Below are 11,542 nucleotides of genomic sequence, written 5' to 3'. Positions count from 1 at the left end.
TTGAATTGGCTCCGCCTGGAAAGGGCGGAGCTTGAAATTCGGAAAAATTTTTTGATGATTCCCATTAAAATGAGAGACTTGAAACCCCTTTTTTTCGCTAAAGAGGGAAGAAGGGAGAGGGGAATTACTAACTTCTTACTTTTGACTGGTGACTAATGACTATTTACTGCTGCGTATATATCTACGATGTCAAGTAATGCCTGTACTTTCGTTTCTGGATGCTTAATTTTTCTTACAAAATCTAGGGCTTGGTTATATTGACCTGCTTTAGCGTATCCCGAATATATACCAGCCATAAAGCTAGTTTTGGCAGGACTGTCTTTCATGCGCTCAATTTTGGGAACTATTTGAGGATAAAGGTAAATAACTTTAGTTTCCTGTCCGGACTGATTATAAAAATAAACTATCCGTGTTAATAAATAGGTTTCTAAGGAAGCATTTTTGATGGTTTTAACAATCTCAACAATTTCAACAATATAGCTGCATTCACAGTTATTCATATAGCTAGTAATAACTTGTATTAATCCCAATTGTCTTTCCCTGCGATTTTTGATACTTTTCGCGATCGCGACAGCTTTGGCAAACATTTCCAACCCTTGTTTTATTTGTCCTGATTTGGTATGTTTAGCAGCAATTTTTGAGTAAGGCTCGCATCTATACACAGGGTCGTCAATCGTCTCTAGCAACTGTACGGCATCCTCTAATTTTCCTGCATCTATATAGCTGGAAGCTAATAAATTCAAAGCTTTGTTTCTTGAACTTCTATCCTCGATATGGATAGCAATTTCTAATGCTCGATCGTATAATACCGCCTCTTTATACCAGAAAACGATCGACAATTGAGTTTCGTACTTTTCCTTACTATGCTTTAAACTTTGGGTAATTTCAAAAGCTTGACTTAATAGTTCAGCAACTCTATCAATCCTGCTAGATTTTACAGATTTTTCAGCCATTTGAATTAATGAATACGCTTTTTGTTGATTGGGATTTGGCATCGAGTTAGCTAGTTCAAAAGCTTCAAATAATGCAGCATTAGCTCGCTCGATCTGGCCAGCCTCTACATAAGCACCTGCTATTTTATCTAAGGCATCGACTTTCCAATATAAGGCTGGCTCAGTATTTTCTATAGTTTCAGCTATTTGTAAGGCATAGTCGGGTTGACCTGCTAGAGCGAATCCGTCAGCAATCTTAGCCAACATATAAGCTCTATCTTCTGTGTTTTCTTCTTGAATGTTTTTGATTGCATCCAGGGCTTGCATCAGTATCTGAATTGCTCGATCGCGGTATCCTATGAGGGAATATCCCTCAGCTATTTCTGCCAAATATAAAACTTTTTCCCTACAATCATTTAAGTTAAAAAGTATTTGCATTGCTTGAGTTAGAGCGCGATCGACTAGCTCAAACTGCTCTAAGTCTGCGGAATCAACAGATATTGATGTAAGCATTGCCAATTTATCGTCCGAACAGATAGTTTCCGATTCGGAAATTAATTCGATTGCTCGGTCATGTTTACCCAAATCAATATAATAGTCAATTAAACTCCGATCGAAACAGCTTTTTGCATAATTTTTGGTTGAAGATTCTCCAACCAAATCCAATACTTGCATAGCCCGAGCGCTTTCTTCAGCGCTCGCGTAACGAAAGGCAATTTCTGCTAACGCCAGATCTCTTTCTTGGGAACTGCCTATATTTTGAGCAACCTGTAAAGCTTGAGTTAATATTTCGTCTACTTGATTTTGCAGTGCAGGCTCAAACAGACATATTCCTGCTAGTTCGCCCATTGCTTTGACTTGATTTCCTGATTGTTTAATATCTTTAGCGGTGTTAAGAGCTTGAAATAAAATATCCAGAGCTTGATTTTGCTGTTCAAATCTTGCATAGTGGAGAGCTATGCGGCATAGAGTCATACTTTTAATACGAGCATCTTTGATATTTTTGGCAGCTACAACAGTATCAGCCAAAAGTTTGCTGACAAATTCATCAAAGTGATAACTCGCGCTGACAGTCATGTTTTGATTTATTCAAAGTCCAGATGTACAGAAATTCTAAAGCAAAAGCGTGGCATGGTTATCGATCGGGGTAGGTGTACCGTTATTGCTAATCGCACCAAAACTCTCGAAAAAGCGTCGCGCTTGAGGTGGAAAATGTGCGAAATCAAATGTGGCATCACCACCAGCAATATCTGCCCAAAAATAGCGCAAACTTGGCGCGAGTTCCTCTGCTGTGGCGCGAGGTAAACTTAAGGGTGGTTCGGTGAGCAGTCTGAGCATGAAGGGAAAACTGCGATCGGCTATCCATTTTCGCGATATCTGCGGTAAAGTTGGCCAATCTGGTACCGATTCGATCCGATGCGTCTCTACTTGCAACGATTTTCTACCCAGTTTATCGGTACGGAAATCTAAAATCCGATAAGGATGAGGATAACTGACTAGAGAACCTGTGGTAATGTCGTATATGCCTTGGCTGTGGGCGATATCCTGAACGTGCAAGTGTCCGGTAAACACGAGTTGGACTCCAGCCGATCGCAATATGGAAAGCAACTCCGGTGCATTTTCCAACATATATCGCCGTCCTAGTGAGTGGCGAGATTGACCGGGGAGATGTTCCACAACGTTATGATGCACCATTACCAGCACCAATTCGTCGGACGCCTCAGCCAGAACTTGCTTGAGCCATTCTATCTGACGATCGTCTAAACGTCCGATTTGTTTGCCTTCTGCATCAAATATGTTGGAATTGAGTCCGATTAAACGTACCCCCGGCAGTACTTGACAAGTGTAATATAATTGTGCTGGATTGTCGTAGCCAAACTTGCGGTAGTAGTGAGGGAAATCTGCAAATGCGATCGCCTTTTCGGTAGCGTGCAAACTGGGGACATCGTGATTTCCCGGCACGACGTAAACTGGAAAAGGCAGTTGAGACAAACGCTCCTGCAACCACGCATGATTATCCGGTTCGCCGTGTTGGGTTAAATCTCCCGGTAGAAGCAGAAAATCCAAATCGAGTTGTTCTAAATGCTTCAGAACAATCTCCAACGCTGGAATACTGACTTCCACCAGATGAAATCGACTCGGATTATCCCATATGGTGTGAGGCAGGGCGATGTGTAAGTCGCTTACTATAGCAAATCGAAAGTTTAGACCCATAAGCCAAAAAAGCGATCCCCGTCGAGTATAGCTAATGCTTGGCTAATGCGACCTCAACTGGAAGTAGTTAATTTTGTTGATAAGGAGTATTAATTTTGGCAGCGGTTCGAGTTCGCCAGCACGTCAATCCCCTCAGCAGTAAGTATCAGACACCGACTCCTCCCCCCGATTGGACGAAGATTTATGCCGATATGACCCTGCCGTTGCATTTGGATATTGGCTGCGCTAGGGGACGGTTTGTTTTAAGCATGGCACAGTTGCAGCCGGATTGGAATTATTTGGGGTTGGAAATTCGAGACCCTTTGGTGGAGGAAGCAAATAGACTGCGAGACGAACTGGGTTTGCGGAATATACACTACTTGTTTTGCAATGTCAATAAGTCGCTGCGTCCGTTGTTAAGTTCTTTACCATCGGGAATGTTGCAGCGAGTGACGATTCAATTTCCCGATCCCTGGTTTAAAAAGCGACACCAGAAGCGGCGCATGGTGCAAGCGGATACGGTGGCGGATTTGGCAGATTATCTCGCGCCTGGGGGATCGGTATTTATTCAATCTGATGTGGAGGAAGTGGCGATCGAAATGTGCGATCGCTTCCATTCTCACCCAGCTTTCCAAAGAACTTCCTCCCAATGGCTTCCCACCAATCCGCTTCCAGTTTCCACCGAACGGGAACGCGCCACCCAAGCAAAAGGCGAACCGGTTTATCGCGCTCTTTTTGAAAGAGTCTAGAATAGTCACCTGATTTTGGATTTTGGATTTTGGATTTTGGATTTTGGATTGGGTGGGCCTTGAGTTTTTACTTTTACATTTTGGCTTTTGACTTTTGTGGATATTCGCAGCAGTTTGTAAGCACCAGACGATCCTAATTGTTTATATTGATAACGCTTGAGGAAATTTGGCTTGAGGTTATCCGGCTTGGTGAGGATTAGGTGCGTAGGCTTAGTGGCAGCAGTTTTTTCAATGTAGGATATCGCTTCGTCTGATGTTTTGATATAATTCACCGTTTGCCTGGTGTAAAACGTCATGCTAGGTCTGATGAAACCAATCAGAATTAAATCTTCCTCTGGTTGTCTTACCTGGTTAATAAAGGCGGACATTTCTCGTAAAGGTAGCTGGCGCTGTCCATCTACTAGCAAAGCGGCGGGTGGTGCAACAAATATCATAAATGCCAAAAACCCTGCTAGGTTTGTACTCCACAACCAACGCCATTGCTGTTTTCGCAATACTAAAAATAGGCTGGCAATTGCTGTTACTAACCATACGCTCCCGCTTAGGCTTGGTAAACCAGATTGTGCCAACGCCTGACGCATTTGTGGCACAGCCGGATCGTATCCGATTAACTTGGGACTGAAGAAAGTTCCAGCTGCAAGAACTAACAAAAATACAATATTAAAAATTGCACTAACAAACAGTCCGATGTTTTTTTTGTTCTTTTTATCATCTGCACCTCTGCTCTCCCGCTCGCTCATCAATTCGCTCCAAAAAAGCGTTACCATGATGGCGCAAGCTGGCATTAAAGGCAGTACGTAGCTGGGTAGTTTGGTAACTGCAATGCTGAAAAAACCAAAGACGCCAATAAACCAAAATAAGGCGAATAAACCGAGTTGAGTGGAACGGGGAGATTGTTGCCATTTTTCTCTTTGCCAAAAGCGCAAACGAGCGATCGCAACTGGCAAATATATCGACCAAGGTGCAAAGCCAACTAGCACTACTGGAATATAAAAATACCAGGGGCCACGGTGACTGCTGACTACGCTGGTGAAGCGTTGAACGTTGTGATATCCAAAAAATGTATCGATGTAGGCTTTGCCATTGGCCAATGTTACTAAGACAAACCAAGGTATTGCGATCGCGATCGTAATTAAAATGCCCCGCAACAATCGCATTTCTCGCACAACTTCCCTAAATTTGCCCAGATACAGCAGGAATGCGCCAATAATCAGACCAGGCAATACCGCACCGACTGGCCCTTTTGCTAGAACAGCTAAGGCGATGAATACGTAGAAAGCGATATACCAAATTGAAGAACGCTGAGGGGAAATTGAATCCATCTTCTCCTCTTCTTGTGAGACGGAGAGAGGATGAGGTTTGGCATCGTTTAAAGCATAACCTATGAAAAATGTCAAGAGTGCCATGCTGATATTACTAGCCAGCAGCATATCGGAAACGCCTGTTCTTCCCCAGGCGATCCACGCAGGATTTAAGGCTAGGATGGCAGCACCGATCCAAGCAGATATCCACAGTTCGCGTTGTGGATGGCGGATTTTTTCTGGCTGAGAAGATTGTCGATCGCTCTCCCGATCTTCTGGGGAAGAAGGAAGTAGGCTAACATGAGCGGGACGGGAAAAGCCGAAATATCGCAGGGTATAAAATCCTAATACCACGAGTGCGATCGCCGCCAGTGCAGAAGGCAATCTTGCCGCCCATTCGTTCACACCGACGATTTTAAATGCGATCGCCATTAACCAATAAACCAAAGGTGGTTTATCAAAACGAGTTTCCCCATTCCAATACGGTGTAATCCAATCACCAGTCACCGACATCTGACGTGCTGCTTCTACAAACATCGGTTCTGTCTTATCCACCAAACCGATGCTGCCCAAATTAAACAAAAAAGCTACACAGCTAAGTATGAACAACCATATAATCGATAATTTCCAATTTAAACTTGGAGATTTTTCCAAAAATTTCCACCAACTTTTTACCTTGTTAATATTCATTGTTTGCCGCTCCCCCAGAAATTAAACTTGTCTAATACTTTTTTTCTTTCGGCCCTGAGAAGTTTAGTATGGCCAAGCAGATAGTCAGCCAAATGTACCCAAAGGCATAACCAGCAACGATATCGGAAGGCCAGTGTACTCTCAGGTACATACTACTCAAACCCATTAATATTAGAAATAAAGTTGTTGCTCCATAAATATAGATACTGAGTTTAGGATACCTAGCTGCCAGGAGATAAGCTAAATAAAAATACAGTACAACATTGCCTGTAGCGTGACCGCTTGGGAAACTATAGCCTCCCGCAGATTTGTCCAAACGTTCCGGCGGACGACGGCGAGCAAAAAATGGTTTCAGCACTTCATCAACAAGCAACAAAACACTCAGAGTAGCAAATCCTAAAGTTGTGGCTTGTCGCCAATAGCGTTTCCAGCAGAGTACTCCTAAACTGATGACAACTACCAGGGCGGCGAAGTGGGTATCGCCAACAAAATAAAACACAGATAAAACCGCACCTGCTATAGGATGAATAACCTGGTGCAGCCATTGCAAAAAATTTACTTCACCTGCAAAAACTTTGGTTTTTTGGATTTCTTGACAAAGCAAAATTAAAGGAACTATGATAATTAAACAAATGTATAATCTGACCCGGCCTGTTGCAGCAACCAAAGAATTCAACCAGGTATTGAGTTTAAATTTCATTTTGGGTTTGGGGGTACAAAAATATTTTTTGCTTCCTTGAGAAGGCAGTTTTTTTGAAGGCGATCGAATTTAGTTTCGCCTTTAAACTATAACTTTGTTTGGTTCAATCATCGATCGTTTGTTATGTACGGTCAGGCTATGCCATCCCGATAGGGCTGATTTGGCTGGATGTCACCAAAACGACAAGTTAGCAAAAAACACGACAAATTGGAAGGGCTCAAGAAACTCAGTTTTTCTCAAAAACCGGGTTTCTGGCCTACTGAAGCCATGAAGAAACCCGGTTTTTCTCAAAAACCGGATTTCTGTCAAGGTTGCAAAATCAGTTGCCACTCCAAAGTTTTTCGATCCCAAATCGGCATCGCTGTTGCGCCCACAACATATGGCCCCCAGTACCGACGAGTGCCATCTTGAGCAAAAGCAATCAAAATATCTCCCTCCTCCAGCTTCACAAAGCCGGTAGGCAGAGAGAGAATCAGACCTTTCTGGGCTCCTTCTTCAGGGGCAAAATCCCAGTGCGCCGGTTCGCCGTAGGCAGACTGCTTGCCAGATTTGCTTGCTTTCTGTCGAGCTAGAAATGCGACCCGGATGGGATGCTCTGTTTGATTGCTCAACCGCAATACTCCTGGAGGAGCCGCCACCGGGCCACGAACAGAGCTGGGTGCTTGTGTTGGCTTGTTTGTTAAGGGAGCTATTAAAGTGGGTACCGATTTCGGATTTGTATGTGTAGAGACAGTTGCGCTGGTAACAGACGCTGTATCTGGGGAAGGCTCGACAAGCAAATTTTCTTCTGATGGAAGTGAATCAATAGTAATAGTAATCTGCCACCGTTGCAGTACCAAAAGCAAGATTAAGAACAGAACAGCAATACTAGCAGCAGGATATAATAGCAATTTTAGATTCATAGTTTTTAGCGATAATCTCTTTTAGACTTTCAAGGCTGTTCTTTTTGATATAACAGATCCCCATATGTATGGGAACAGGCTTGAGAAAGACAATATATCCATTCAAAGAAAGATTGGGCGGTTCTGAATTTCTTAATACTCAACAATGCAAAACACTCGTCTCAACAACCTAGCGAACATTCTCGCATCTCAGCTTAGTAGCTGGTTTGGCAACCCCTGGCGGCGACTATCCCTAATGACGATTAGCTTGCTGTTTGGAGTTTTTTTGGGAACGGCGATTCCGACTACAGCCGGACAAGCTGCGGACTGGGATATTATTGGAGCTGGACTTTTAGTGCTATTTACCGAGTTAGCCAGTCGTATTTTTTACGGGACTAAATGGCAGGGAGGTTCGCGCTCTTTGTTAGCCCAGATGTTGAATGCTCTCAAAATAGGTTTAATCTACAGCCTGTTTATCGAAGCTTTCAAGCTCGGATCGTAATGTTATGGTGCAAGATAACTCATATTTGGGCAATATTTTCAAATATTTGACTTCAGAAGAATGTATGTTGGGATATTTTCCCGAAAAGCTGGCAATTTCGCTAATCGAGGATGAGTTACGGGCAAAAGCATTTGGCATTACACCAGAAAATACGGTTGAACAAGTCAGATTGCGATCGCATCTTTTCCAATCCGTATGCTCAGATGTTACCGAATTTTGCCAAAACAAAGGGTTTTCCGGCGAAAGTGTCATCGAGGAAACTCTTTGGAACTTATGGCTGCCCTTGGCAATGCAGTTGGCTGAATATCGCCAACTTTTGGGACGCCCTCTCATCCAAGGTATTTTAGGCGGACAGGGTACCGGCAAAACTACAATAGCAGCAATTCTCAAAATAATCCTCGCTCATTTGGGTTACCGCACTCTTGGCCTTTCCCTAGACGACCTTTACAAAACTTATGCAGAACGCCAACGTCTGCAAGAAGAAGACCCCCGGTTAATTTGGCGCGGGCCACCGGGAACCCACAATGTCCAGTTGGGTATTGGGGTTTTGGATAAATTGCGCCAACAGCAGGGTGAGATCGAAATACCTCGCTTTGATAAATCTGCTTGGGGTGGATCTGGCGATCGCACGCAACCCGAAACAGTAGAAAATGTAGATATTGTACTGTTTGAAGGTTGGTTTGTCGGCGTGCGACCGATCGATCCGGCAGCTTTTGACACTGCGCCGCCGCCGATTGTGACAGCAGCCGATCGCCGTTTTGCCCGCGATATGAATGCTAAGTTAGAAGAATATTTACCTTTGTGGGAGCGGTTGGATCGTTTGATGGTGTTATATCCAACAGATTATCGCCTCTCCCAGCAGTGGCGGCGTCAAGCAGAACAACTTGCTAAAGCCAGTGGAAAATCCGGAATGACAGATGAAATTGTGGATCGATTTGTTGAGTACTTTTGGCGAAGTCTCCACCCGGATCTTTTCATCAAGCCTTTGACAAGAAACCTAAACTGGGTAAATTTAGTCATCGAAATCAATCAAGATCGTTCGCTGGGTGCTGTCTATCGACCGAGCGATCGTTTAACTTAAAAAATAATATCCTTGCATCTTTGTTGACACCAAATTTGCTACCTTTTTGGCACCGATGTCTAGAGAATCTGAGCAAAGTTTACTCACCTTACCAACAAAATCAATATCTATTCGACACCGAAAATCCAAACACTTAGCTTCGCGTTGGCGACGCAGCTTGCATTACTTTTACTTGCGCTTTCTTCGCCTGCGAGGAAGTCCAGAATCTATAGCGAGAGGTTTAGCGGCGGGAGTTTTCGCCGGTTTATTTCCTCTGATTGCTACACAAATGGCGGTGGCAATCCTCATCGCCGCTTTGATACGCGGCAATAAAATGGTGGCGGCGGCAGCAACTTGGATCAGTAACCCCTTTACCGCAGTACCGCTTTATACATTCGCTTTTCAAGTTGGTCGATCGCTTTTAGGCTCTGACTTATCTTTTGCTAGTGAGAGTCTGGATTCATGGCACGATATGATGCAATTGGGGACAGAGTTTGTCACCGATCTCCTGGTGGGTTGCTTCGTGGTGGCGTCTGTGTCTGCTGTGGCTAGCTATTTTCTCGGTTTGTGGCTAATTCGGCGTATGCGTACCAAAAGGAAATCGCGGCAGTTGAGTTAAGCTTAATTTAAATAAAAATACAGCGGTTCCCGCTGTTATGAGGTACAGTAACAGCAACGAGTGAACCAATTTCTTAAATGTTGAGGATCGATCAAATGGAGGGCAACTGCAATTATTCTATCAATCATAGATGTGGTAGTGGGAGCGAACTTTCGCAAAAAAGATTTGAGTTGTGACCACCAGAGTTCAATGGGATTAAAATCAGGAGAGTATGGGGATAAACAAATAATCCTAGCACCAACAGCATTAATCATTGGTTCAATAGATGCTAGTTTATGGGCAGGTAAATTATCCATTACTACTACCGCTCCTGGCCATAATTGAGGGCATAAAAGTTTTTCAATAAATACAGTGAATGCCTTTCCATCCATTGAATCATTCATTGTCATTAATGCCAGTACTTTCTTAAGACTAATTGCGCCAATAGCTGTAACTTTTGCGGCTCGGTAAAATGGTTTGAGTTCAGTTACTTTTGTCCCTGGCTGCGAACGGGCATGAGTTCTGGTTAAACCTAGTAGAATCCCAGTTTCATCCAAAAATACCAGGTTTTCTGGCTCGGTATCTTTGATTTTTTGCCAATACTCCACTCTTAATTTTTGGACTCTTTCTGTCCCAGCTTGGCTGCTGTACCACGTTTTTTTTTACGATTAAGTCCTAACTTCTGCAAATAGCGACACATTGCTGTCCGACTCACCCAATTTCCGGTATGTTGTGCAAATAATTCACATAACTCCAATAAGGTGGCGTCTGGATGCTCTGCTACCATTGTTCTGATTTCTGCTTCGGCATTTGTCAAATAACTGAATTGCGGTTTTCCCCTCGGTTTGGGTTGTAAATTTCCTTCGGTTTGTTGCTGCTTTACCAATTTTTGAACTAAACTTTTACTGACAGCGAAGCGGATAGCTACTTTCCTAATTGGAATCTTTTCTACCAAATGTGCTGTTACTATTTTTCGCCGCAGATCGAGGGAATATGCTTTCATTAGCTTTGACTACAACAATCATATCTTATTGTACCTCTTTACAGCGGGAACCGCTGTATCTCTGGCAATGGAGCAAGAATTTTACAATCGAGGTATAGACAAGTTTCGTCAGGGCGACATCTCCGGAGCAATTCACGAATTTAATCGAGTTTTGCGAATAAATCCGCAGTTTGGTGACGCCTACTATCAACGGGGTTTAGCAAAGTTTGATTCCCAAGATATACAGGGTGCAATTGAAGATTACGATCGCGCTTTGCAAATCGATCCTAATAATATAGAAGCTTACTTCGGGCGAAGTCTAGCTCGCTTAGCTTTGGGAAATATTGAAGCAGCAATAGCAGATGCCGATCGCTTACTAAAAATAAATCCAAACTATGCACCAGGTTACAATCTGAGAGCAACTGCTTGCCGGAAATTGGGCAATATACAAGCCGCGATCGCTAACTATAAAAAAGCCGCAGAAATCTACCTAGAACAAAAAGATGTGGCTAAATGCCGTCAGTGTCTAGATAATATTCGCCAGTTACAGCCGCCAAATCCTGCTAATCAAAATCCCAATCACACTAATACTCAATTTAATGCGGAAGATTTTATTGAGCGAGCATATCAAAAAGGAATTTCGGGACAGTACGGTGCAGCAATTGAGGATTTTGATTGGTTGCTGCAACTTAATTATCAAGACGATCGACTTTACTACAAACGAGGTTTGATGCACTCAAAACTCGGATATCATTTACGAGCAATTGATGATTTCGATCGAGCCTTAAGCATTAAACCAAACTTAGCAGAAGCTTATTATCATAGAGGAATTGCTCGTACTGGTTTTGGAGATAAATTTAATGCGATCGCAGATTTTGAACTAGCCGCAAATCTATTTCAAAAAAGAGGAGATTCTGCTAATTATCAAAAAGCTTTAGATGAAAAAATAAAAAC

At 43.1% G+C, this 11,542-nt stretch carries 12 protein-coding genes; 5 read left to right on the top strand and 7 right to left on the bottom strand.

Annotated elements, in window-relative coordinates:
* Window positions 1–152: 152 nt before the first annotated feature.
* On the bottom strand, window positions 153–2,009 hold the full coding sequence (locus H6S82_RS05805; protein ID WP_190472681.1) for a hypothetical protein: 1,857 nt from the start codon (window positions 2,007–2,009) through the stop codon (window positions 153–155).
* A 36-nt stretch (window positions 2,010–2,045) separates the two neighbouring features.
* Window positions 2,046–3,146, bottom strand: coding sequence for a metallophosphoesterase (locus H6S82_RS05800; protein WP_190472678.1), 1,101 nt, complete (start codon window positions 3,144–3,146; stop codon window positions 2,046–2,048).
* A gap of 95 nt (window positions 3,147–3,241) precedes the next feature.
* Here H6S82_RS05800 and trmB point away from each other — a divergent pair, with 95 nt between their 5' ends.
* A complete protein-coding gene (gene trmB, locus H6S82_RS05795) occupies window positions 3,242–3,874 on the top strand; it encodes a tRNA (guanosine(46)-N7)-methyltransferase TrmB (RefSeq protein ID WP_190472675.1) in 633 nt (210 codons plus the stop codon).
* Between the two features lie 5 nt (window positions 3,875–3,879).
* Here the strand turns inward: trmB and H6S82_RS05790 are convergent, their stop codons facing one another.
* From H6S82_RS05790 to H6S82_RS05780, 3 genes are all read right to left on the bottom strand, one after another.
* On the bottom strand, window positions 3,880–5,865 hold the full coding sequence (locus H6S82_RS05790) for a glycosyltransferase family 39 protein (protein ID WP_190472671.1): 1,986 nt from the start codon (window positions 5,863–5,865) through the stop codon (window positions 3,880–3,882).
* Between the two features lie 31 nt (window positions 5,866–5,896).
* Window positions 5,897–6,565 (bottom strand): phosphatase PAP2 family protein, encoded by a 669-nt coding sequence (locus H6S82_RS05785; RefSeq protein WP_190472668.1) that lies wholly within the window; start codon window positions 6,563–6,565, stop codon window positions 5,897–5,899.
* Window positions 6,566–6,870: 305 nt separating this feature from the next.
* Window positions 6,871–7,467 carry a hypothetical protein gene (locus H6S82_RS05780; RefSeq protein WP_190472664.1) on the bottom strand — a complete coding sequence of 199 codons (597 nt, stop codon included), beginning with the start codon at window positions 7,465–7,467 and terminating at the stop codon, window positions 6,871–6,873.
* Window positions 7,468–7,612: 145 nt separating this feature from the next.
* Here H6S82_RS05780 and H6S82_RS05775 point away from each other — a divergent pair, with 145 nt between their 5' ends.
* From H6S82_RS05775 to H6S82_RS05765, 3 genes are read left to right on the top strand one after another with little or no spacing between them, the layout of a single operon-like run.
* A complete protein-coding gene (locus tag H6S82_RS05775; RefSeq protein WP_190472659.1) occupies window positions 7,613–7,948 on the top strand; it encodes a DUF565 domain-containing protein in 336 nt (111 codons plus the stop codon).
* Between the two features lie 4 nt (window positions 7,949–7,952).
* Window positions 7,953–9,029, top strand: a complete 1,077-nt coding sequence (locus H6S82_RS05770) for a glycerate kinase (protein WP_199315533.1) — start codon at window positions 7,953–7,955, stop codon at window positions 9,027–9,029.
* A 55-nt stretch (window positions 9,030–9,084) separates the two neighbouring features.
* The gene (locus H6S82_RS05765) at window positions 9,085–9,627 is read left to right on the top strand and encodes a DUF2062 domain-containing protein (RefSeq protein ID WP_190472656.1); all 543 of its coding nucleotides are present in this window, start codon (window positions 9,085–9,087) and stop codon (window positions 9,625–9,627) included.
* Between the two features lie 35 nt (window positions 9,628–9,662).
* Here H6S82_RS05765 and H6S82_RS05760 read toward each other — a convergent pair whose 3' ends face one another.
* Together H6S82_RS05760 and H6S82_RS05755 are read right to left on the bottom strand one after the other, a co-directional pair.
* Entirely contained in the window at window positions 9,663–10,214 is a 552-nt protein-coding gene (locus H6S82_RS05760; RefSeq protein ID WP_191056079.1) for a transposase, read from the bottom strand.
* 2 nt (window positions 10,215–10,216) lie between these two features.
* The gene (locus H6S82_RS05755) at window positions 10,217–10,609 is read right to left on the bottom strand and encodes an IS630 transposase-related protein (RefSeq protein WP_191056078.1); all 393 of its coding nucleotides are present in this window, start codon (window positions 10,607–10,609) and stop codon (window positions 10,217–10,219) included.
* A 28-nt stretch (window positions 10,610–10,637) separates the two neighbouring features.
* Here H6S82_RS05755 and H6S82_RS05750 point away from each other — a divergent pair.
* Window positions 10,638–11,542, top strand: a 905-nt coding sequence (locus H6S82_RS05750; RefSeq protein ID WP_191056077.1) for a tetratricopeptide repeat protein, incomplete at its 3' end; no start/stop codon positions are given.

Origin of the sequence: Planktothrix sp. FACHB-1355 (genome assembly GCF_014748295.1) — a bacterium.
GTDB lineage: Bacteria > Cyanobacteriota > Cyanobacteriia > Cyanobacteriales > Aerosakkonemataceae > Aerosakkonema > Aerosakkonema funiforme_A.
Note: the sequence above shows the minus strand (reverse complement) of the source record. Positions and strands in the feature narration are given on the sequence as shown.